At 60.1% G+C, this 21,206-nt stretch carries 20 protein-coding genes; 7 read left to right on the forward strand and 13 right to left on the reverse strand.

Annotated elements, in window-relative coordinates; genetic code table 11:
* The first annotated feature begins 47 nt into the window (after window positions 1-47).
* A complete protein-coding gene (locus tag BLW70_RS04790; RefSeq protein ID WP_074872077.1) occupies window positions 48-611 on the forward strand; it encodes a chorismate--pyruvate lyase family protein in 564 nt (187 codons plus the stop codon).
* A complete protein-coding gene (gene ubiA / locus BLW70_RS04795; RefSeq protein WP_074872079.1) occupies window positions 611-1,501 on the forward strand; it encodes a 4-hydroxybenzoate octaprenyltransferase in 891 nt (296 codons plus the stop codon). Before BLW70_RS04790 ends, ubiA begins: the two co-directional genes overlap by 1 nt.
* Before the next feature lie 150 nt (window positions 1,502-1,651).
* On the opposite strand, the gene BLW70_RS04800 is transcribed toward ubiA, so the two are convergent.
* Window positions 1,652-2,038, reverse strand: coding sequence for a COG4315 family predicted lipoprotein (locus BLW70_RS04800; RefSeq protein ID WP_074872081.1), 387 nt, complete (start codon window positions 2,036-2,038; stop codon window positions 1,652-1,654).
* Between the two features lie 152 nt (window positions 2,039-2,190).
* Here BLW70_RS04800 and phoB point away from each other — a divergent pair, with 152 nt between their 5' ends.
* The 3 genes from phoB to BLW70_RS04815 all read left to right on the forward strand — a co-directional run bounded on the left by phoB (window position 2,191) and on the right by BLW70_RS04815 (window position 5,712).
* On the forward strand, window positions 2,191-2,880 hold the full coding sequence (phoB, locus tag BLW70_RS04805; RefSeq protein WP_046045002.1) for a phosphate regulon transcriptional regulator PhoB: 690 nt from the start codon (window positions 2,191-2,193) through the stop codon (window positions 2,878-2,880).
* An 81-nt stretch (window positions 2,881-2,961) separates the two neighbouring features.
* Entirely contained in the window at window positions 2,962-4,248 is a 1,287-nt protein-coding gene (gene phoR, locus BLW70_RS04810; protein WP_232252249.1) for a phosphate regulon sensor histidine kinase PhoR, read from the forward strand.
* Window positions 4,249-4,371: 123 nt separating this feature from the next.
* A complete protein-coding gene (locus BLW70_RS04815; protein ID WP_074872085.1) occupies window positions 4,372-5,712 on the forward strand; it encodes a hemolysin family protein in 1,341 nt (446 codons plus the stop codon).
* Window positions 5,713-5,889: 177 nt separating this feature from the next.
* Here the strand turns inward: BLW70_RS04815 and BLW70_RS04820 are convergent, their stop codons facing one another.
* From BLW70_RS04820 to BLW70_RS04855, 8 genes are all read right to left on the reverse strand, one after another.
* Window positions 5,890-6,786 carry a peptidoglycan DD-metalloendopeptidase family protein gene (locus tag BLW70_RS04820; protein WP_074872086.1) on the reverse strand — a complete coding sequence of 299 codons (897 nt, stop codon included), beginning with the start codon at window positions 6,784-6,786 and terminating at the stop codon, window positions 5,890-5,892.
* 200 nt (window positions 6,787-6,986) lie between these two features.
* The gene (locus tag BLW70_RS04825; RefSeq protein WP_074872088.1) at window positions 6,987-7,937 is read right to left on the reverse strand and encodes a response regulator; all 951 of its coding nucleotides are present in this window, start codon (window positions 7,935-7,937) and stop codon (window positions 6,987-6,989) included.
* Window positions 7,938-8,104: 167 nt separating this feature from the next.
* On the reverse strand, window positions 8,105-8,866 hold the full coding sequence (phoU, locus tag BLW70_RS04830; RefSeq protein WP_008150055.1) for a phosphate signaling complex protein PhoU: 762 nt from the start codon (window positions 8,864-8,866) through the stop codon (window positions 8,105-8,107).
* A 71-nt stretch (window positions 8,867-8,937) separates the two neighbouring features.
* Window positions 8,938-9,771, reverse strand: coding sequence for a phosphate ABC transporter ATP-binding protein PstB (pstB, locus tag BLW70_RS04835; RefSeq protein ID WP_007896484.1), 834 nt, complete (start codon window positions 9,769-9,771; stop codon window positions 8,938-8,940).
* A gap of 204 nt (window positions 9,772-9,975) precedes the next feature.
* Window positions 9,976-11,646: a phosphate ABC transporter permease PstA gene (gene pstA, locus BLW70_RS04840; RefSeq protein ID WP_074872090.1), complete on the reverse strand. Its 1,671-nt coding sequence runs from the start codon at window positions 11,644-11,646 to the stop codon at window positions 9,976-9,978.
* A gap of 15 nt (window positions 11,647-11,661) precedes the next feature.
* Window positions 11,662-13,944 carry an ABC transporter permease subunit gene (locus BLW70_RS04845; protein WP_074872093.1) on the reverse strand — a complete coding sequence of 761 codons (2,283 nt, stop codon included), beginning with the start codon at window positions 13,942-13,944 and terminating at the stop codon, window positions 11,662-11,664.
* A 230-nt stretch (window positions 13,945-14,174) separates the two neighbouring features.
* Window positions 14,175-15,173 carry a phosphate ABC transporter substrate-binding protein PstS gene (locus BLW70_RS04850; RefSeq protein ID WP_074872095.1) on the reverse strand — a complete coding sequence of 333 codons (999 nt, stop codon included), beginning with the start codon at window positions 15,171-15,173 and terminating at the stop codon, window positions 14,175-14,177.
* A 241-nt stretch (window positions 15,174-15,414) separates the two neighbouring features.
* Window positions 15,415-16,713, reverse strand: coding sequence for an MFS transporter (locus BLW70_RS04855; protein WP_074872097.1), 1,299 nt, complete (start codon window positions 16,711-16,713; stop codon window positions 15,415-15,417).
* Window positions 16,714-17,075: 362 nt separating this feature from the next.
* Between BLW70_RS04855 and BLW70_RS04860 the strand changes: the two genes are divergently transcribed.
* Together BLW70_RS04860 and BLW70_RS04865 are read left to right on the forward strand one after the other, a co-directional pair.
* Window positions 17,076-17,480 carry an acyl-CoA thioesterase gene (locus BLW70_RS04860; protein WP_003177184.1) on the forward strand — a complete coding sequence of 135 codons (405 nt, stop codon included), beginning with the start codon at window positions 17,076-17,078 and terminating at the stop codon, window positions 17,478-17,480.
* A gap of 57 nt (window positions 17,481-17,537) precedes the next feature.
* The gene (locus BLW70_RS04865) at window positions 17,538-18,437 is read left to right on the forward strand and encodes a D-hexose-6-phosphate mutarotase (RefSeq protein ID WP_074872099.1); all 900 of its coding nucleotides are present in this window, start codon (window positions 17,538-17,540) and stop codon (window positions 18,435-18,437) included.
* A 125-nt stretch (window positions 18,438-18,562) separates the two neighbouring features.
* Here BLW70_RS04865 and BLW70_RS04870 read toward each other — a convergent pair whose 3' ends face one another.
* The 4 genes from BLW70_RS04870 to purE form a co-directional block, all read right to left on the reverse strand.
* Complete coding sequence (locus BLW70_RS04870; RefSeq protein ID WP_074880413.1) at window positions 18,563-19,099, reverse strand: DUF3299 domain-containing protein; 537 nt, start codon at window positions 19,097-19,099, stop codon at window positions 18,563-18,565.
* Window positions 19,100-19,188: 89 nt separating this feature from the next.
* Complete coding sequence (locus BLW70_RS04875) at window positions 19,189-19,434, reverse strand: GlsB/YeaQ/YmgE family stress response membrane protein (protein ID WP_074872101.1); 246 nt, start codon at window positions 19,432-19,434, stop codon at window positions 19,189-19,191.
* Window positions 19,435-19,543: 109 nt separating this feature from the next.
* Window positions 19,544-20,626: a 5-(carboxyamino)imidazole ribonucleotide synthase gene (locus BLW70_RS04880; protein ID WP_074872103.1), complete on the reverse strand. Its 1,083-nt coding sequence runs from the start codon at window positions 20,624-20,626 to the stop codon at window positions 19,544-19,546.
* Window positions 20,627-20,637: 11 nt separating this feature from the next.
* Window positions 20,638-21,129 carry a 5-(carboxyamino)imidazole ribonucleotide mutase gene (gene purE / locus BLW70_RS04885; protein WP_074872105.1) on the reverse strand — a complete coding sequence of 164 codons (492 nt, stop codon included), beginning with the start codon at window positions 21,127-21,129 and terminating at the stop codon, window positions 20,638-20,640.
* Window positions 21,130-21,206 lie beyond the last annotated feature (77 nt).

The following is a 21,206-nucleotide window of genomic DNA, read 5'->3' on the forward strand; positions in this document are numbered from 1 at the left end:
TGACATGGTAAGCTCGCCGCCTCATTTGCTGCCAATAATGACTCACTGTGCCGCACTCAAAATCCCCCGCCGTGACCCCGCTTTGGCTCCCTCGAAGCCAACTCGCGCCCCTCCCCGACACGTCTACCCTCGACTGGTTGTTCGACGAAGGCTCTTTGACCCGACGGCTGATCCGTCTGTCGAATGACGGCTTCAGCGTCACGCCACTCTTCGAAGGCTGGCAACCGCTGCGCGGCGACGAATGCGCCGCGCTGGACCTGGCCGAAGGCAGCGAAGGCTGGGTGCGCGAGGTGTATCTGCGCGGCCACGGCGAAGCCTGGGTGTTTGCCCGCAGCGTGGCGGCGCGCAGTGCGTTGCAGGGCGACGGTCTGCACATGGACGAATTGGGCAGCCGCTCCCTAGGCGAATTGCTGTTTTGCGATCAGGCATTTCAACGCCGCGCCATTGAGGTTTGTCACTATCCTCAGGAGTGGCTGCCGATGGAGTCCCGGGCACCTGAACTGTGGGGCCGCCGTTCGCGTTTCGACCGCGGCGCCTTGAGCGTGCTGGTGGCCGAAATTTTCTTGCCGACCTTGTGGAACGCCACCCGCGCCCATCCGGAGAATTGCTGATGTACCAAAGCCTGCTCAAGTCCCTGAATCGCTTGAATCCACGGGCCTGGGATTTCATTCAGCTGACCCGTATGGACAAACCGATCGGCATTTATCTGCTGCTGTGGCCGACGCTGTGGGCGCTGTGGATTGCTGGTAAAGGTTCGCCGTCGCTGGCCAATATCGTGATTTTCGTCCTGGGCGTGGTGCTGACCCGCGCTGGCGGTTGCGTGATCAATGACTGGGCGGATCGCAAGGTCGACGGCTACGTGAAACGCACCGAACAGCGGCCCTTGGTGAGCGGCAAGATCAGCTCCAAAGAAGCGCTGGTGTTCTTCGCGCTGCTGATGGGCGTGAGTTTCCTGCTGGTGTTGTGCACCAATGCGGCAACGGTCTGGCTGTCGTTCGGCGGTTTGGCACTGGCCCTCACTTACCCGTTCATGAAGCGCTACACCTATTACCCGCAAGTGGTGCTGGGCGCCGCGTTTTCCTGGGGTATGCCGATGGCATTCACCGCCGAAACCGGTGAACTGCCGGCGGCGGCGTGGTTGCTGTGGATCGCCAACCTGCTGTGGACAGTGGGCTACGACACTTATTACGCGATGACTGACCGTGACGACGACTTGAAGATCGGCGTGAAATCCACGGCAATTCTGTTTGGCGAAGCGGATCGAGTGATCATCCTGATTCTGCAGGGGCTGGCGCTGGGTTGCCTGCTGCTGGCCGGGTCGAAATTCGAGCTCGGTGGCTGGTTCCACTTGGGATTGCTGGCGGCGGCGGGCTGTTTTGCGTGGGAGTTCTGGTACACCCGTGGCAAGGACCGGATGCGTTGCTTCAAGGCGTTTCTGCACAACCATTGGGCGGGGTTGGCGATTTTTGTCGGGATCGTACTGGATTACGCGCTGCGTTGATGGACACGCTTTTATGTAGCAGCTGGCGCAGCCTGCGTCCGGCTGCGCAGCAGTCGTAAATCCTGAGTACGCGGTTCATCTGATACACCGCGTGAGCAGACTTTACGACTGCTACGCAGCCGAACGCAGGCTTCGCCAGCTGCTACAGGTTTACATCTTCGGCCCTTGGAGGACGTGCCACTTGTCCATTTTCTTGTCGCCGGTCATGTCTCCAGGCTTCTTGTCCTGAACGAAGTAGTACAGCGGCTTGCCGTCGAACGCCCACTGCTTCGTGCCATCGTCACGCTCAATAATGGTCCACTTGCCGTCGCCCTTGTCGGCGTCGGTGGCTTTGAGCGGTGGCCAGTTTTCTGCGCACTTGCCGGTGCACGCCGACTTGCCGCCAGTGTCGTTGTCGAAGGTGTACAACGTCATGCCCTTGTGGTCGACCAACATGCCGTCTTTAACCATGCCCGGGTCTGCGGCGAAGGCCATTGTCGGCATCATTAGCGCAGCAGTGACCAGCAACGCCTTCCAGGATTGAGCGATGTGCTTCATGGAAACCTTCCTTTTGTGGTTGTCAGGATTCGGACTTAGAGCTTAGTTCAGGATCATGACAATCGCCGGACGACTAAAATACTGTCACACGACTGCAATAATTCCGTTATCTAATGCGGCGCAAGACAGTTAAATGACAAGAGGATTAAGGCATGGTTGGCAGGAGCATTCTGATCGTCGACGACGAAGCGCCCATTCGCGAAATGATCGCCGTTGCGTTGGAAATGGCCGGCTATGACTGCATGGAGGCTGAGAACTCGCAGCAGGCCCACGCCATCATTGTCGACCGCAAGCCGGACCTGATCCTGCTCGACTGGATGCTGCCCGGCACGTCCGGCATCGAGCTGGCCCGACGCCTCAAGCGCGATGAGCTGACCGGGGACATCCCGATCATCATGCTCACCGCCAAGGGCGAAGAGGACAACAAGATCCAGGGCCTGGAGGTCGGCGCCGATGACTACATCACCAAACCTTTTTCCCCACGTGAGCTGGTTGCGCGCCTGAAGGCCGTCCTGCGCCGTGCCGGGCCAACCGATGGCGAGACGCCGATCGAAGTTGGCGGCCTGCTGCTGGACCCGATCAGCCACCGCGTGACCATCGACGGCAAACCCGCCGAGATGGGCCCCACCGAATACCGCCTGCTGCAATTTTTCATGACCCACCAGGAACGTGCCTACACCCGCGGCCAGTTGCTGGACCAGGTCTGGGGTGGCAACGTTTATGTCGAAGAGCGCACCGTCGACGTGCACATCCGCCGCCTGCGCAAAGCCCTGGGTGATGCTTACGAAAATCTGGTACAAACCGTGCGCGGCACCGGTTACCGGTTCTCCACAAAGGCCTGATCCGGATCTATCCCGCTCGACAAGCTGACAAGGACGCGCGTTCAAGTGAACCAAAACTGGCATGGCACCCTGATCCGCCACATGCTTTTGCTGGTGACCGGTTGCCTGGTGATCGGCCTGATTACCGGCTATTACGGCTGGAGCCTCGCCGCGGGCCTGGGTCTTTACCTGGCCTGGACCCTCAAGCAACTGCTGCGTCTGCACGAATGGCTGCGCCTGCACAAACCCGATGAAGCACCGCCCGATGGGTATGGCCTGTGGGGCGAAGTGTTCGACAGCATCTATCACCTGCAACGCCGCGATCAGCGTGTGCGCGGGCGCCTGCAAGCGGTGATCGATCGGGTCCAGGAATCGACTGCCGCGCTGAAAGACGCGGTGATCATGCTCGACAGCGATGGCAACCTGGAATGGTGGAACCGCGCCGCCGAAACCCTGCTCGGCCTCAAGACCCCGCAAGACAGCGGCCAACCGGTAACCAACCTCGTGCGTCATCCGCGCTTCAAGGAATACTTCGAGCAGGACAGCTACGCCGAGCCGCTGGAAATCCCTTCACCGATCAATGATCGCCTGCGCATTCAGCTGTACATCACCCGCTACGGCAACAACGAACACTTGATGCTGGTGCGCGACGTGACGCGCATCCATCAACTGGAACAGATGCGCAAAGACTTTATCGCCAACGTCTCCCATGAACTGCGCACGCCGTTGACGGTGATCTGCGGTTATCTGGAAACCCTGCTCGACAACGTCGAGGACGTGAACCCGCGCTGGTCCCGTGCCCTGCAACAAATGCAGCAGCAAGGCGGGCGCATGCAGACGTTGCTTAACGATTTGCTGCTGTTGGCCAAACTGGAAGCCACCGATTACCCCTCGGACAACCAGCCGGTGGCCATCGACGGCTTGCTGCAATCGATCAAGAGCGACGCTCAGCAACTGTCCGCCCAGCGCAATCAGAAGATCACCCTGGAAGCCGACCCGACGATTCTGCTCAAGGGCAGCGAAGCCGAGTTGCGCAGTGCATTTTCCAATTTGGTGTTCAACGCGGTGAAATACACCCCGGCCGAGGGCAACATCCGTATTCGCTGGTGGGGGGATGAGCAAGGCGCACACCTGAGCGTGCAGGACTCGGGCATCGGCATCGACAGCAAACACCTGCCGCGCCTGACCGAACGCTTCTACCGCGTCGATTCCAGCCGCAACTCCAACACCGGCGGCACGGGGCTGGGGCTGGCGATCGTCAAACACGTGCTGCTGCGCCACCGCGCGCGGATGGAAATCAGCAGTGTGCCGGGCCACGGCAGCACGTTTACCTGCCATTTTGCGCCGGCCCAGGTCACCAAATCCCGGGTCATCAGCACCACCGACTGATACCGGCCGGCACGCGCCACTAGTCAATCACTTGGTCAGCCGCTACATTGGCTGACTTGTGCCTGCCCTTCAGGCGCACTTTTTTCTTTCCTTTCGAATACACGGAACCCGCAAAACTCCATCATGGACCCTTCCCCTGGCTTGACCCTTGCGACACTCTTCGCCGATTTCGGCATGATTCTTTTTGCTCTGATCCTGGTTTTGCTCAACGGTTTTTTCGTTGCCGCCGAATTCGCCATGGTCAAATTGCGCTCGACCCGGGTCGAAGCCATCGCTGAAAAAAACGGCTGGCGCGGACACATCCTGCGCACCGTTCACAGTCAGCTCGATGCTTACCTGTCGGCGTGCCAATTGGGTATCACCCTCGCCTCCCTCGGCCTCGGCTGGGTCGGTGAGCCGGCGTTCGCGCACATCCTCGAACCGATCCTTGAAGCCGTCGGTGTGCAGTCGCCCGAAGTGATCAAAGGCGTATCGTTCTTCGCCGCGTTCTTCGTCATCTCGTACCTGCACATCGTGGTCGGTGAGCTGGCCCCAAAATCCTGGGCCATCCGCAAACCCGAGCTGCTGTCGCTGTGGACCGCCGTGCCGCTGTACCTGTTCTATTGGGCGATGTACCCAGCCATTTACCTGCTCAACGCCAGCGCCAACACGATCCTGCGGATCGCCGGCCAAGGCGAACCCGGCCCTCATCACGAGCACCATTACAGCCGTGAAGAACTGAAACTGATCCTGCACTCCAGCCGCGGCCAGGACCCGAGCGACCAAGGCATGCGCGTTTTGGCCTCGGCGGTGGAAATGGGCGAGCTGGAAGTGGTCGACTGGGCCAATTCCCGGGAAGACCTGGTGACGCTGGAATTCAACGCGCCGCTGAAGGAAATCCTGGCGATGTTCCGTCGCCACAAGTTCAGCCGTTATCCGGTGTACGACAGCGATCGCCAGGAGTTCGTCGGCCTGCTGCACATCAAGGATCTGTTGCTGGAACTGGCAGCCCTGGACCACATTCCCGAATCGTTCAACCTCGCCGAACTGACCCGGCCGCTGGAGCGGGTTTCGCGCCATATGCCGCTGTCGCAGTTGCTGGAACAGTTCCGCAAAGGCGGCTCGCACTTCGCCCTGGTCGAAGAAGCCGATGGCAACATCATCGGCTACCTGACCATGGAAGACGTGCTGGAAGTGCTGGTCGGCGACATTCAGGACGAACACCGCAAGGCTGAGCGCGGGATCCTCGCGTACCAGCCGGGCAAACTGCTGGTGCGTGGCGACACGCCGCTGTTCAAGGTCGAGCGCCTGTTGGGCATCGATCTGGACCACATCGAAGCCGAAACCCTCGCCGGGCTGGTCTACGAAACCCTGAAACGGGTGCCGGAAGAGGAAGAAGTGCTGGAAGTCGAAGGCTTGCGGATCATCATCAAGAAGATGAAAGGGCCGAAGATCATTCTGGCCAAGGTGTTGATGCTGGATTGAGTGCAACACCGGCGGCGAGTGAGCTCTTGTGACGAGGGAGCTTGCTCCCGCTGGGCCGCGAAGCAGCCCCAATTCCTGCAAACGCGTTCCTCCAGGCACTCCGCATTCACCGGTTTACGACTGCTACGCAGCCGAGCGGGAGCAAGCTCCCTCGCCACAGTAATCGCACTGATCCGTCTATTGCTTGCCCAACGCAAAGTTGGGCAATGCGCCCACCGGTTGATTGAACTGGTACGGAATCGACACCAGCCCCAACCCTGTATTGCGCTGCACCACGAAATGCAGGTGTGGCCCGCTGCTGTTGCCGGTATTACCCGACAACGCCAGCGGACTCCCCACTGACACCCGTTGCCCCTCGCGAACGCTCACCGAACCTTGTTTGAGGTGCAGGTACACGCCCATCGTCCCGTCGTTGTGCAGCACCCGCACGAAATTACCTGACGGATCGGTGCCGCGCCCGGTCTGCGCATTCTCGGTTTTCACCACCACACCGCCACGCGCCGCGACGATCGGCGTGCCTACGGGCATGGCGATGTCCATGGCGTAGCGGTTCTTGGGACCGAAGTGGCTGTATTGACCGTTGGCGCCCTGACTCAACCGAAACGGTCCACCGCGCCAGGGCAACGGGTATCGATAGGCCATGGCGGCCCCTGAGGGGTCGCCCAGGGAGTATTCGAATTTCGGGGTGTACGCGAGCGGCTTACCGGACTTCGTGGCCGTGAGCAGCGCCAGACGAAGACTGCTGCGTGCCGGCATCACCCGGCGAATCGGTCGGCTGGGCGCACCGCTGACGTTCTTCAGGCCGGCGAAGCTCAACTCGATTTCTACTGGCGCATACAGATCGTTGCGCACATAAACGCTTTCCACGCCCTTCTTCTTGGTGATGACCACGTACACCTGGCGCTCCAGGTTCTCGACCATGCGATCACGAAAAACGAACACCTTGGAGCCCGTCGTAGGGCGGTCGCTGTAGGAGACCACGCCATTGGCGTCGGTGGACTTGTAGATCGTCATGGCCATCGCCGAGAGGGAGGCCATGAAAAGACCGCAAAAAAACAGCAGGCGCGCGAGCATGGGCAAGATTCTGTCGAGTAAGTCCTGGGTAGGAGCCTAGCAGCTGCAATGGACCCGGGTAGTCGGCAGATGTTTCAAATGATCGTTCCCACGCTCTGCGTGGGAATGCAGCCAGTGACGCTCCGCGTCACAGCCGCAGGGACGCAGAGCGTCCCGAGAGGCATTCCCACGCAGAGCGTGGGAACGATCAACGGTAGGGATTACGCGCCCGGTACGAAATGCTTCTGCGCCGTGCCACGTGCGATCAAACGGGAGATGTAGTCGAGCTTCTGCGCGTCCTGGTCGACGAAACGGAAGGTCAGTTGCAGCCAGTCGCTGTCGGGTTTCGGCTCGTGGGCGACGATGGCGTGCAGGTAGCCGTTCAGACGAGCGGTTTCGGCGTTATCGCCCTGCTCCAGGTCGAGTACGGCGCTGTCGAGCACTTGCGGCAGGGTGTCGGTGCGTTTCACCACCAGCAATGCTTCCTTGAGACTCAAGGCCTTGATCACGCATTGCTGAATGCCGTTCGGCAAGCGCAGCTGGCCCTGGCCACGACCGCCCGTCGGCGCTGCGGAGGTCGCTGGAGGCTTGATCGGCGGGCTGTTGAGCAGACCGCGAGACGGCGCAGCCGCCGGGGCTGGCGCAGCAGCAGCAGGTTTGGCGAACGGGTTGACCGGCGCCGCGGCGGGTGCGACCACGGCAGCCTTGCCACCGGTCAATGCGCTCAGGGAATCGTTGCCGAACGCCGAGTTCATTTTGGTCGGCGCACTGTTCATCAAGGTGTCGAGCTTGCCGACCTTGTTCAGGGCCTGCTTGACCTTGGTCAGCAGTTGCTCGTTGGTGAACGGCTTGCTGACGTAGCCGGAAACCCCGGCCTGGATTGCCTGGACGACGTTCTCTTTATCGCCCCGGCTGGTCACCATCACGAACGGCATGGTCTTGAGGTTGTCCTGCTCGCGGCACCAGGTCAGCAGCTCCAGGCCGGACATTTCCGGCATTTCCCAGTCGCAAAGGACCAGGTCGAACGCTTCCCGGGCCAGCAAGGCCTGAGCCTTTTTGCCGTTGACCGCGTCTTCGATCCGGATCCCCGGGAAGTAGTTGCGCAAGCACTTCTTCACCAGGTCACGAATGAACGACGCGTCGTCCACAACCAACACACTGACCTTACTCATCCATCACCCCTTTAAAAAATCCCGGCAAGCATAGCGCTTTGCTGATGGCACATTGCCAAAAACCTTCAGTCACGCCGGGACTTTTCGTTCGCGGGTGCTGCTTTCGAATTCATCGACCACAAACAAAAACGCCCGGCCAAAAGGCCGGGCGCTTTTCTCAGGCAATCTTACTTATCGTCAGCTTTGCCCGGAACATTAGCGGTTTCACCACTTGTGCCTTCAACTTCTTCTTTCATGCGCTTGAGGCCCAGGTGCCGCACGTCTGTGCCGCGCACCAGGTAAATCACCAGTTCCGAAATATTGCGCGCGTGGTCGCCGATCCGCTCCAGCGAACGCAGCACCCAAATGATGCTCAAGACCCGCGAGATAGAGCGCGGGTCTTCCATCATGTAGGTGGCAAGTTCACGCAGCGCGGTCTTGTATTCGCGGTCGATGATCTTGTCGTATTGGGCCACCGACAACGCCAGGTCGGCGTCGAAGCGGGCAAAGGCGTCCAGTGCATCGCGAACCATGTTGCGGACCTGGTCGCCGATGTGACGAACCTCGACGTAACCCCGTGGGGCTTCGCCTTCTTCGCACAACTGGATGGCGCGACGGGCGATCTTGGTTGCTTCGTCACCGATGCGCTCCAGGTCGATCACCGACTTGGAGATGCTGATGATCAAACGCAAGTCCGACGCCGCCGGCTGACGACGGGCCAGAATACGCAGGCATTCTTCGTCGATGTTGCGTTCCATCTGGTTGATCTGGTCGTCGATCTCGCGCACCTGCTGGGCCAGGCCGGAGTCGGCCTCAATCAGCGCGGTCACCGCGTCGTTGACCTGCTTTTCCACCAGCCCGCCCATGGCCAGGAGGTGGCTGCGCACTTCCTCGAGCTCAGCGTTGAACTGCGCGGAGATGTGATGGGTAAGGCCTTCTTTACTAATCATGTTGGCGTCCTTGGAGCGTCCGGTAAGGTGCGGTGGACCGCAGCGTCAGTTCAGTGAGCAACAACAGCTTCCTAGCCGTAACGACCCGTGATGTAGTCTTCGGTCTGCTTCTTCGCCGGATTGGTGAACAGGGTGTCGGTGTCGCCGAATTCCACCAGTTTGCCCATGTACATGAACGCCGTGTAGTCGGAAACCCGCGCGGCCTGTTGCATGTTGTGGGTCACGATGACGATGGTGAACTTCGATTTCAGTTCGTAGATCAGCTCTTCGACTTTCAGCGTGGAGATCGGGTCGAGTGCCGAGCACGGTTCGTCGAGCAGTAGTACTTCCGGCTCCACGGCGATGGTGCGGGCAATCACCAGACGTTGTTGCTGACCACCGGACAGGCCAAGTGCGGACTCGTGCAGACGGTCTTTGACTTCGTCCCACAGCGCCGCGCCTTTCAACGCCCACTCGACGGCTTCGTCGAGGATGCGCTTCTTGTTGATGCCCTGGATGCGCAGGCCGTAGACCACGTTCTCGTAGATGGTTTTCGGGAACGGGTTGGGCTTCTGGAACACCATGCCAACGCGACGACGCAGCTCGGCCACGTCTTCGCCCTTGCGGTAGATGTTGTTGCCGTACAGGTTGATCGCACCTTCGACACGGCAGCCATCTACCAGGTCGTTCATGCGGTTGAAGGTGCGCAGCAGCGTGGACTTGCCGCAGCCGGACGGGCCGATGAAGGCGGTCACGCGCTGTTTCGGGATGTTCATGCTGACGTCGAACAGCGCTTGTTTGTCGCCGTAGAACAGGCTCAGGCCCGGCACTTCAATGGCGACGGTTTCCTGCTCGAGGCTCAGGCTCTGTTTGTCGCGGCCCAGGGCCGACATGTTGATGCCGTGGGTATGTGCTTCGTGCTGCATGGGAGGCTCCCTGTGCTAACAAATTCGGTTCGTTGAACCGCTGGCTTTGTTCAGGCCGGCGGCTTACTCAAAATCTCTGTCTGACGCCGATCCCTGTGGGAGCTGGCTTGCCTGCGATGCAGACGACACGGTCTATCAGTAGCACCGCAGTGATGCCATCGCAGGCAAGCCAGCTCCCACAAGGGACAGCGGCGACCAATTAACTTAGCTATCCAGCGCTTTGTATTTTTCGCGCAGGTGGTTCCGGATGTAGACGGCCGACAGGTTGAGCGTGGCGATCACCAGCACCAGCAGCAGCGCCGTGGCGTACACCAGCGGCCGTGCGGCCTCGACGTTCGGGCTCTGGAAGCCGACGTCATAGATGTGGAAGCCCAGGTGCATGATCTTCTGGTCCAGGTGCAAGTACGGGTAGTTGCCATCCACCGGCAGCGACGGCGCCAGTTTCACCACACCCACCAGCATCAGCGGCGCCACTTCACCGGCGGCGCGAGCCACGGCGAGGATCATGCCGGTCATCATCGCCGGGCTGGCCATCGGCAGTACGATTTTCCACAAGGTTTCAGCCTTGGTTGCGCCGAGGGCCAACGAGCCTTCGCGCACGGTGCGAGGAATCCGCGCCAGGCCTTCTTCCGTGGCCACGATCACCACCGGTACCGCCAGCAGCGCCAGGGTCAGGGACGCCCAGAGCAGGCCCGGCGTACCAAAGGTCGGCGCCGGCAATGCTTCCGGGAAGAACAACCGGTCGACCGAACCACCCAACACATAGACGAAGAAGCCCAGACCGAACACGCCGTAAACGATGGCCGGAACGCCCGCCAGGTTGTTCACGGCGATGCGGATCAAGCGAGTCATGGTGTTCTGTTTGGCATATTCACGCAGGTAAACCGCGGCCAGGACGCCAAACGGGGTCACGATCATCGCCATGATCAACGTCATCATCACGGTGCCGAAAATCGCCGGGAAGATCCCGCCTTCAGTGTTCGCTTCACGCGGGTCGTCGCTCAAGAACTCCCAGACCTTGCTGATATAGAAGCCGATCTTGGTGAAGGTGTTCATGGCGTTCGGCTGATAGGCGTGAACCACTTTGCCGATACCGATTTCGATCTCTTTGCCGTTCGCGTCGCGGGCCGTCAGGCTGTCGCGGTTGAACTGGGCGTGCAGGTCGTTCAGGCGGGCTTCGATGTCCTGATAACGTGCGTTCAGTTCGGCACGCTCGGACTCCATGTCCGCTTGCGCGGCAGCGTCCATCGTCCCGGCCAGTTCCAGTTTGCGACCGTGCAGACGGACGCGCTCGAGGCCGGCGTTGATCGCGCCAATGTCGGATTTTTCCAGGCTCTTGAGCTGTGCGGCAAGCTGGTTGACGCGCGCGACACGGGCCTGCAATTCAGGCCATGCCGCTTCGCCTTCAGCGATGACCTTGCCGTCCTGTTTGACGTTGACCAGGTAGCCGTAGAAGTTGCCCCACTCGCGACGCTCGATGGCCATCAACTCGGGTGGCGTCTTCTGATTGGTCAGCCACTCGCCGACGATCCAGGTGAAGTCGTTGCCGTTCAGGTCACGGTTGCCGACCTTGATCAGCTCGCGGGTCATGAACTCCGGGCCCTGATCGGGCACCGGCAGGCCAGCGCTTTTCAGGCGCTCGCGCGGCACTTCTTCTTTCTGTACCACTTCGCCGATGACGAGGTGATTGGCCTGGCCCGGCACGTCGTAACTGGCGTGCACCAGGTCCGCCGGCCAGAAATGGCCCAGACCGCGCACGGCAATCACTGCCAGCAAGCCAATGGTCATGATGACCGCGATGGACACCGCGCCACCGCTGATCCAGACGCCAGGGGCGCCGCTCTTGAACCATCCTTTCAGGGAGTTCTGTTTCACAGACTTCTACCTTTCTTAAAGCGACGAGTATTTCTTGCGCAGACGCTGACGAATCAGTTCCGCGAGGGTGTTCATGACGAAGGTGAACAACAGCAGCACCAGCGCCGAGAGGAACAGCACGCGGTAGTGGCTGCCGCCGACTTCCGATTCGGGCATTTCCACCGCAACGTTGGCGGCCAGGGTGCGCAGGCCTTCGAACAGGTTCATTTCCATGACCGGGGTGTTACCGGTGGCCATCAGCACGATCATGGTTTCACCGACCGCACGGCCCATGCCGATCATCAGCGCCGAGAAGATGCCCGGGCTGGCGGTGAGGATCACCACGCGCGTCATGGTCTGCCACGGCGTGGCGCCGAGGGCCAGGGAACCGAGGGTCAAACCGCGAGGCACGCTGAACACGGCGTCTTCGGCGATGGAGTAGATGTTTGGAATGACCGCAAAACCCATGGCCAGGCCGACTACCAGAGCGTTGCGCTGGTCGTAGGTGATGCCCAGGTCGTGGGAGATCCACATGCGCATGTCGCCGCCGAAGAACCAGGTTTCCATGTACGGGCTCATGTACAGCGAGAGCCAGCCCACGAACAGGATCACCGGGATCAAGATCGCGCTTTCCCAACCGTCCGGCACCCGCAGGCGCAGCGATTCAGGCAGGCGACTGAAGGTGAAACCGGCGACCAGGATGCCGATCGGCATCAACAACAGCAGGCTGAAGATGCCCGGCAAATGTCCTTCCACATACGGTGCGAGGAACAGACCGGCGAAGAAGCCGAGGATTACCGTCGGCATCGCTTCCATCAGCTCGATCACCGGTTTGACCTTGCGGCGCATGCCCGGGGCCATGAAATACGCGGTGTAGATCGCAGCGGCGACGGCCAGTGGAGCGGCCAGCAGCATGGCGTAGAACGCAGCTTTCAAGGTGCCGAACGTCAGCGGAGACAGGCTCAGCTTGGGTTCGAAGTCAGTGTTGGCGGCGGTCGATTGCCAGACGTATTTAGGCTCGTCGTAGTTCTCGTACCAGACCTTGCTCCACAACGCGCTCCAGGAAACCTCCGGGTGCGGGTTGTCGAGCAGCAACGGTTGAATCTTGCCGCCCGCTTCCACGATCACCCGGTTGGCCCGTGGCGACAGACCGAAAATGCCTTGGCCTTCGACGACTTGGTCCACCAGCAAGGTGCGGTGGGCGGTGCTGTGGAACACGCCGAGCTTGCCGGAAGCATCCAGGGCGATGAAGCCTTTGCGACGTTCTTCGGCCGAGATTTCAACGATAGGCGTGGTGCCCATCTGGAACGTTCGAATTTGCTTCAGACGCAGTTCGCCATCCGGGTCGCGCGCCATGAACCACTGGGCCAGGCCGCCGGAGGAGTCGCCGATGATCAAGGAAATGCCGCCCACCAACTGAGTGGCGGCGGTGATTTGGGCTTCACCGTTTTCCAGCAGTTTGTAGCGACCGTTGAGGCTCTTGTCGCGCAGGCTGAACACGTCGGCCTGGGCACGACCGTTAATCACGTACAGCCACTGCTGACGCGGGTCGACGAAGATGTTCTTCACCGGCTCGGTCATTTGCGGCAGATCGATGCGCTTCTGCTCGTTGGTGATTTCGCCGGTCATCATGTTTTCTTCGCTGGTCAGCGACAAAACATTGAGCTGAGAACCGGTGGAGCCGACCAGCATCAGCGTCGAATCGGTCGCATTGAGGCTGACGTGCTCAAGGGCTCCGCCCGCCTCGTTCAGCACGATCGGCGTTTCGCCGTACGGGTATTCAATGGCTGGCGAGATGGTTTTCTTGCCGTCCGGGTAGCTGACTTTATAAGTGTGACGGAACACCAGCGCCTGACCGTTGGACAAGCCTACCGCCACCAAGGGATGGCCCGGTTGGTCTTCGCCGATGGAGGTCACGGTGGTGCCGGCCGGAATCAACAGATCGACACGCTTGAGTTCAGCGCCACTGTCGATATCGAAGAACAACGCCTGGCCCTTGTCGGAAACCCGCATGGCGACCTGGTTCTGTTCTTCCAGGGAGATCATCAACGGCTTGCCGGCGTCTTGCATCCAGGCGGGCGTGATGGCGTCCTTGGAGGTCAGGTCGGCACCCTGGAACAGCGGTGCGACAACGTAAGCGAGGAAAAAAAAGATCAGCGTGATCGCGCCGAGAACGGCGAGGCCGCCCACGAGGACGTACCAGCGGGTCAGGCGATCTTTGAGCGCACGAATACGGCGCTTGCGTTGCAGCTCAGGCGTATTGAAGTCAATTCGCTTGGGGGGATTTGTAGTCATGGTGGAGTTGGCCAGATCATTCATTCGCACACCCTAGCGATCCTGTATGACAGAAAGATGACAATGCAGTGACGCAACAAATCCGCCGCCAGCGGGAACTGGCAGTGGACCGGAAATTTGGGGGTTGTAGGAGCTGTCGAGGGAACCGAGGCTGCGATCTTTTGATCTTGCAGCTAGAGACCAGATCAAAAGATCGCAGCCTCGTTTCACTCGACAGCTCCTACAGAGTCCGGGTTTACCCCGGACTCAAGGTTTTACTTTTTTGCTACGTTGTTACCTTCTTGCAGACCCAGGTCAGCCAGTGCTTTTGCAGCAACCTTGGCTGGCAGCGGGATGTAGCCGTCTTTCACAACCACTTCCTGACCCTGTTTGGACAGGATCAGCTTCACGAACTCGGCTTCCAGCGGGGCCAGAGGCTTGTTCGGGGCTTTGTTGACGTAAACGTAGAGGAAACGCGACAGCGGGTACTTGCCGTTCAGGGCGTTTTCTTCGGTGTCTTCAACGAACTCGGTGCTGCCTTTCTTGGCCAGAGCTACAGTCTTCACGCTGGCGGTCTTGTAACCGATGCCCGAGTAACCCACGCCATTCAGCGAGGAGCTGATCGACTGCACGACCGAAGCCGAGCCTGGTTGTTCGTTGACGTTAGGCTTGTAGTCGCCTTTGCACAGGGCTTCTTCCTTGAAGTAGCCATAAGTGCCGGATACCGAGTTACGACCAAACAGTTGAACCGGCTTGTTGGCCAGGTCGCCGGTCACACCCAGGTCGCCCCAGGTTTTCACGTCGGCTTTGGCGCCGCACAGACGCGTCGAGGAGAAGATCGCGTCGACTTGCTCCATGGTCATGTGCTGGATCGGGTTGTCTTTATGAACGAAGACCGCCAGGGCATCCACGGCAACCGGGATTGCGGTTGGCTTGTAGCCGTATTTGGTTTCGAAGGCCTGAAGTTCGTTGTCCTTCATCTTGCGGCTCATCGGGCCCAGGTTAGCGGTGCCTTCAGTCAACGCAGGTGGCGCGGTAGAAGAACCGGCAGCCTGAATCTGGATATTTACGTTCGGGTATTCTTTTTTGTAGTTCTCAGCCCACAGGGTCATGAGGTTGGCCAGGGTATCGGAGCCGACGCTGGACAGGTTGCCCGACACACCAGTGGTCTTGGTGTAGCTCGGGATAGCAGGGTCAACAGCGGCAACCGCGTTGGCAGTCGCAACGCCAGCAGCGACAAAAGTCATTGCCGCCATCAAACGCTTCAGTTTCATGCCTTACTCCTAGCAGATAGGTGTGTTAAGTCGGGGCCAAGTATCAGCAGGCCGTGTGAACACTCTATGGCTGAAATATGACAATTAGATGAAAGGCCAGCATTCGATCTTTCGCCGGGGCACGGCGTTATCGTTCTTCGCGAGCAAGCCCGCTCCCACAGGGGATCTGCGGCGAACACAGAACCAATGTGGGAGCGAGCCTGCTCGCGATGGGGTCAGTGCCGTCGATGGAAGCGTCGGCTTAGCGACCTTTCTTCCAGAGATATCCACCCACCACAATCCCGACACAACAGATGATCGCTACGTAATAGGCAGGCCCCATCGGGCTTTCCTTGAGCAGCAAGGTGACAACCATCGGGGTCAGGCCGCCGAAGATGGCGTAGGCCAGGTTGTAGGAGAACGACAGCCCGCTGAAACGCACCACCGCCGGAAAGGCTTTGACCATCACATACGGCACCGCACCGATGGTGCCGACCAGCAAGCCGGTCAAGGCGTACATCGGGAACAGCCAGTCCGGGTGGTTGAACAGGCTGTGGTAGAAGGTCCACGAACTGATCAGCAACGCAGCACTGCCGAACACGAAGACACGACCCGCGCCGAAGCGGTCCGCCAGTACACCGGAGGCGACACAGCCCAGGCTCAGAAATACGATCGCCAGGCTGTTGGCCTGTAACGCGGTGGTTGGCGAGAAGTGGTAGACGGTCTGCAGCACGGTCGGGGTCATCAGGATGACCACGATGATGCCGGCGGACAGCAGCCAGGTCAGCAGCATGGAAATCAGGATCGCCCCGCGATGGTCGCGCAACACGGCCCGCAGCGGCACTTCTTCTGCCAGAGCCTTGCGCAGTTGCAACTCGGCGAATACTGGCGTCTCGTGCAACCAGCGACGCAGGTAAACCGAGAACAGGCCGAATACGCCACCCAGCAGGAACGGAATCCGCCAAGCGTAATCCGAGACTTCGACCGGGGTGTAAATGCTGTTGATCGCGGTGGCGACCAGCGAGCCCAGCAGGATACCGGCCGTCAGGCCGCAGGTCAGGGTGCCGCAGGCGTAGCCAATGTGCCGCTGCGGCACGTGTTCGGAAACGAATACCCACGCGCCCGGCACTTCACCGCCAATCGCAGCACCTTGAATCACCCGCATCAGCAGCAACAGGATCGGCGCCCACATGCCGATCTGCGCGTAAGTCGGCAGCAGGCCCATGATCAGGGTCGGCACCGCCATCATGAAAATGCTCAGGGTGAACATCTTCTTGCGTCCCAGCAGGTCGCCGAAGTGCGCCATGACGATGCCGCCCAGCGGCCGCGCCAGGTAGCCGGCGGCAAAGATCCCGAAGGTCTGCATCAAGCGCAGCCACTCGGGCATGTCGGCCGGGAAGAACAGCTTGCCGACCACCGTGGCGAAGAACACGAAGATGATGAAGTCGTAAAACTCCAGCGCACCGCCCAGCGCAGACAGTGACAACGTCTTGTAATCGCTGCGGGTCAGCGGACGTGCGGATTGAGTGGGCTGCGCGATGCTCGAGGGCGCTGTGGTCATGGCAAGGCTTCTCTTATAGTCGGATCTGCAACCCCAACAACGCTGGCTGAGGCTTGGGCAGGTCCGGCACGATAGCAAATTGTTCGAAAAAGCACATAGAGGTGCGTATTTGACGGTCGAAATGAGAACCGGACGGTCGTCTCGGAGTCTACCGATCGATATACTCGCAATCTTGCGACAGCTTGCAAGGGTTGCTGTGCGAAGACGCTGCTGGCTCTACCAGTCGATTTCGCAGAGTTTCCCTTTAGGCGCCTTACGAAAAACGTGACGAACGTAGTATGTTCGGGGCTGAATCGTTTTTCCTTGAGACGGCTATTCACCTGAAGTACTTATGAGAGTCACGGGTCAGAGGCACCCCCGGCATGATAGAGCTCGAACAAGAAGATCCAATCCCGCAAGGCGACCTGGCCCTGCAAATTACCGCGCTTCCCCGCGAAACCAACGGCTTCGGCGATATTTTCGGCGGTTGGCTGGTGTCGCAGATGGATTTGGCCGGCACCGCAATGGCCAGCAAAGTCGCCGGTGGCCGCGTGGCTACGGTTGCGATCGACCGCATGGCGTTTCTGGTTCCGGTAGCGGTGGGCGCTCAGCTCTCCTTTTATACCCAGGCGTTGGAAATCGGCCGCAGCTCGATTCAGATGATGGTCGAGGTCTGGAGTGACGATCCGCTGTCCAGCGAATGGCGTAAGGTGACTGAAGCCGTGTTTGTATTCGTCGCGATCGACGGCAGCGGTCGCACCCGTTCGGTTCCGCCAAGAGCTCGTTAAACACTGCGGCCTTTCTGCGGTCCATTGCAGTCATTGTTCCTGATCGAGAGTTGCCCCATGAGCACGCCCAACGTTGAAGCCGTGAAACTGGATGAACTGAACTGCTGGCGCATCCGCCACGGTCAGGCCGAATTGCTGGTTGCCCAGCAGGGCGCACACATCCTCAGTTATCAAGTGGCCGGGGAACCGCCGTTGATCTGGCTCAACGACGAGGCCGTGTTCAAGACTGGCAAGAGCATCCGCGCCGGGGTTCCGGTGTGCTGGCCATGGTTCGGCAATCTGCCGCGCAACCCGCAGAGCGTTCAGGCCATGCGCGTCGGCAATGAAGCGCCAACCGCTCACGGCTTTGTCCGGACAATGGACTGGGAACTGGGCGGCATCGAAACCGAAGGCGAAAGCCTGAAGGTGGAATTCCTTCTGCCCTACCCCGAAGACGGCTTCCCGGGCTGGCCGCATCAGGTGGATTTAAAGCTGAGCATCCGTTTGGACGAGCAACTGCATATCAGCCTGACCAGCCATAACCAGGGTGCTGACAGCGTCACCATCAGCCAGGCGCTGCACAGCTATTTCGCGGTCAGCGATGTACGCGAAGTACATGTCGAAGGGCTGGATGGCTTGAGTTACATCGAAACCCTGGACGACTGGAAAACCGTCACCCAGACCGGCGATCTGCGTTTTGTCGACGAGACCGACCGTATCTATCTCAATACCCCGGCGAAGCTGAGCATTGTCGATCCGGCCTGGGAACGGCGCATCGAACTGACCAGCAGCGGTTCACGCTCGGCGGTGATCTGGAATCCGTGGATTGAACGCGCCGCAGCGTTCAGTGACATGGCCGACGATGGCTGGCAGCGCATGCTGTGCATTGAAACGGCGAACGTGATGGATGATGTGGTGACGCTGGCGCCGGGTGCGAGTCATACCCTGGGTGTCAGCATCGGCAGCAAACCTCTCTAAGCAACACCGCAATACGAAATGTGGGAGCCAGCCTGCTGGCGATGGCGTCATGTCAGTCAAATTGAAAGTATCTGACGGACCGCTATCGCCAGCAGGCTGGCTCCCACAGTTATTTTGGTTGGCTGCTAGAGATCTGATTCCTGCACCACCCGCACTTTCGCCGCATCCAGCGCATACGCTGCGTCAGCCAGGTCGTTGTTGACCTGCTCGATCTTCAGCGTGCCGGTCACCCACAGCGGTGTGTAGATGTCGTTCAGCTTCAAACCTTTGGGATAACGCACCAGCACCAATTGATTAGGTGGCGGTGGCGGCACGTGGATGCAGGCGCCCGGATACGGCACGAGGAAGAACAGCGTGCTGCGGCCCTGGGCGTCGGACTCCAGCGGCACCGGATAACCGCCGATGCGGATGTGCTTGTCGTTCATCGACGCCACGGTTTTGCTCGAATACATCACCGCCGGCAAGCCCTTGCTCTGCTTCATGCCACCCTTTTCGGTAAAGGTGCCATTGGCTTCGGGGGAGTTGTGGTCGATTTCAGGCATGGCCTCGAGGGCTTTCTGGTCCGACTTGGGCATCAGGTCGAGCCAGTCGGTTTCCGGCAGTTCGCCGGCATGGGCGAGGCCCGAGCCCAGTAAAAGGAAAGTCAGCAGAAGACGGCGCATGAAGGTGCTCGGCAAAGGAGAGGACAGTGCAACGCCGAGCATTCTAGCCCGCTCTGCCTGCAGCGCAGAGGGGGCTTTGTCGCTTTGAATCAGTTCTTTTTGATCAAACCGTAGATCACCAGCAACACCACCGCGCCAACCAGCGCACCGATGAAGCCTGCACCTTCGCCCGCATGATAGATGCCCAGAGCCTGGCCGCCATAAGTGGCCGCCAGCGAACCGCCAATACCGAGCAGGATGGTCATGATCCAGCCCATTTTGTCATCGCCCGGCTTCAGGAACCGCGCCAGCAGGCCGACGATCAAGCCGATAAAGATGGTTCCGATAATTCCCATGGCATTTCCCTCTGATTAAGTGCTACGTCCAAGCCTAGACAGACTTTGGCATCCTGCCATGAGAGAACGGCGGCCCCTGAATGGTTCCACCGCTGCCACATGAAACTGTTTACTCGGCGATAAGGGCTTCGACCTTGAGGATCTGCGCGGCCAGTGTTTCGCGGTCTGCACAACGCAGGTTGGCGTGGCCGACCTTGCGACCGACCTTGAACGCCTTGCCATAGTGATGCAGATGGCAATCGGCGATGGCCAGGACTTTCTCGGTCTCCGGCACTTTGCCGATGAAGTTGAGCATCGCGCTCTCGCCGACCTTGGCCGTCGAACCCAGCGGCAGACCGGCAACGGCCCGCAGGTGGTTTTCGAACTGGCTGCACTCGGCGCCTTCCGTGGTCCAGTGACCCGAGTTGTGCACACGCGGGGCGATCTCGTTGGCCTTGAGGCCACCGTCGACTTCAAAGAACTCGAACGCCATCACGCCAACGTAATTCAGCTGCTTGAGCACACGGCTGGAATAGTCTTCGGCCAAGGCTTGCAGCGGGTGGTCGGTGCTGGCCACGGACAGCTTGAGGATGCCGCTGTCGTGGGTGTTGTGAACCAGCGGATAGAACCTGGTTTCGCCATCGCGGGCACGCACGGCAATCAGCGAGACTTCGCCGGTAAACGGCACGAAGCCTTCCAGTAGACAGGCCACGCTGCCCAGTTCGGCGAACGTGCCGGCCACATCTTCAGGCTTGCGCAGGACTTTCTGGCCCTTGCCGTCGTAACCCAGGGTGCGGGTTTTTAGCACGGCCGGCAGACCGATCGAAGCCACGGCAGCGTCCAGATCGGCTTGCGATTGAATGTCGGCGAACGCCGGGGTGGGAATCCCCAGGTCCTTGAACATGCTCTTCTCGAACCAGCGATCACGGGCGATGCGCAGGGCTTCGGCGCTCGGGTACACCGGGACGAATTGCGAGAGGAATGCGACGGTTTCAGCCGGGACGCTTTCGAACTCGAAGGTCACCAGATCGACTTCATCGGCCAGCTGACGCAGGTGATCCTGATCGCCGTAGTCGGCCCGCAGGTGTTCGCCCAACGCGGCTGCGCAAGCATCCGGCGCGGGGTCCAGGAAAGCGAAGTTCATGCCCAGCGGAGTACCCGCCAGCGCCAACATGCGACCCAACTGGCCGCCACCGATTACACCGATCTTCATCGTCAACAACCTCAGGCGATGCGTGGGTCTGGATTTTCCAGGACGCTGTCTGTCTGTTCAGCGCGGAATTTTTTCAGCACCGCATGGAAGTGCGGGTGCTTGGCGCCGAGAATGCTCGCCGAGAGCAGCGCTGCGTTGATCGCGCCCGCTTTGCCGATGGCCAGGGTGGCAACCGGAATGCCCGCGGGCATCTGCACGATAGACAGCAGCGAATCGACGCCCGAGAGCATCGACGACTGCACCGGCACGCCCAGTACCGGCAGGTGGGTCTTGGCCGCACACATGCCTGGCAAGTGGGCCGCGCCGCCGGCACCGGCGATGATCACCTCGATGCCACGCGCCTCAGCCTCTTCGGCGTACTGGAAGAGCAGGTCCGGGGTGCGGTGGGCAGAGACCACTTTCACCTCGTAAGGAATGCCGAGCTTTTCCAGCATATCGGCGGTGTGGCTAAGGGTGGACCAATCGGACTTGGAGCCCATGATCACGCCAACCAGTGCGCTCATCGTCGTGCCTCTTCTCTCTGGGCGCCCGCAGGCGCGTCAAAAAACAACAAGCCACGCAATATGCGTGGCTTGATTGT

Origin of the sequence: Pseudomonas frederiksbergensis (genome assembly GCF_900105495.1) — a bacterium.
GTDB classification, from domain to species: domain Bacteria; phylum Pseudomonadota; class Gammaproteobacteria; order Pseudomonadales; family Pseudomonadaceae; genus Aquipseudomonas; species Aquipseudomonas frederiksbergensis.

Excerpts from the sequence above, each read along its gene's own strand:
- ubiA (WP_074872079.1), top strand. The coding sequence starts at position 611 with ATGTACCAAAGCCTGCTCAAGTCCCTGAATCGCTTGAATCCACGGGCC.
- BLW70_RS04800 (WP_074872081.1), bottom strand. The coding sequence starts at position 2,038 with ATGAAGCACATCGCTCAATCCTGGAAGGCGTTGCTGGTCACTGCTGCG.
- phoB (WP_046045002.1), top strand. The coding sequence starts at position 2,191 with ATGGTTGGCAGGAGCATTCTGATCGTCGACGACGAAGCGCCCATTCGC.
- phoR (WP_232252249.1), top strand. The coding sequence starts at position 2,962 with ATGCTTTTGCTGGTGACCGGTTGCCTGGTGATCGGCCTGATTACCGGC.
- BLW70_RS04815 (WP_074872085.1), top strand. The coding sequence starts at position 4,372 with ATGGACCCTTCCCCTGGCTTGACCCTTGCGACACTCTTCGCCGATTTC.
- BLW70_RS04820 (WP_074872086.1), bottom strand. The coding sequence starts at position 6,786 with ATGCTCGCGCGCCTGCTGTTTTTTTGCGGTCTTTTCATGGCCTCCCTC.
- BLW70_RS04825 (WP_074872088.1), bottom strand. The coding sequence starts at position 7,937 with ATGAGTAAGGTCAGTGTGTTGGTTGTGGACGACGCGTCGTTCATTCGT.
- phoU (WP_008150055.1), bottom strand. The coding sequence starts at position 8,866 with ATGATTAGTAAAGAAGGCCTTACCCATCACATCTCCGCGCAGTTCAAC.
- pstB (WP_007896484.1), bottom strand. The coding sequence starts at position 9,771 with ATGCAGCACGAAGCACATACCCACGGCATCAACATGTCGGCCCTGGGC.
- BLW70_RS04845 (WP_074872093.1), bottom strand. The coding sequence starts at position 13,944 with ATGAATGATCTGGCCAACTCCACCATGACTACAAATCCCCCCAAGCGA.
- BLW70_RS04850 (WP_074872095.1), bottom strand. The coding sequence starts at position 15,173 with ATGAAACTGAAGCGTTTGATGGCGGCAATGACTTTTGTCGCTGCTGGC.
- BLW70_RS04855 (WP_074872097.1), bottom strand. The coding sequence starts at position 16,713 with ATGACCACAGCGCCCTCGAGCATCGCGCAGCCCACTCAATCCGCACGT.
- BLW70_RS04860 (WP_003177184.1), top strand. The coding sequence starts at position 17,076 with ATGATAGAGCTCGAACAAGAAGATCCAATCCCGCAAGGCGACCTGGCC.
- BLW70_RS04865 (WP_074872099.1), top strand. The coding sequence starts at position 17,538 with ATGAGCACGCCCAACGTTGAAGCCGTGAAACTGGATGAACTGAACTGC.
- BLW70_RS04870 (WP_074880413.1), bottom strand. The coding sequence starts at position 19,099 with ATGCGCCGTCTTCTGCTGACTTTCCTTTTACTGGGCTCGGGCCTCGCC.
- BLW70_RS04875 (WP_074872101.1), bottom strand. The coding sequence starts at position 19,434 with ATGGGAATTATCGGAACCATCTTTATCGGCTTGATCGTCGGCCTGCTG.
- BLW70_RS04880 (WP_074872103.1), bottom strand. The coding sequence starts at position 20,626 with ATGAAGATCGGTGTAATCGGTGGCGGCCAGTTGGGTCGCATGTTGGCG.
- purE (WP_074872105.1), bottom strand. The coding sequence starts at position 21,129 with ATGAGCGCACTGGTTGGCGTGATCATGGGCTCCAAGTCCGATTGGTCC.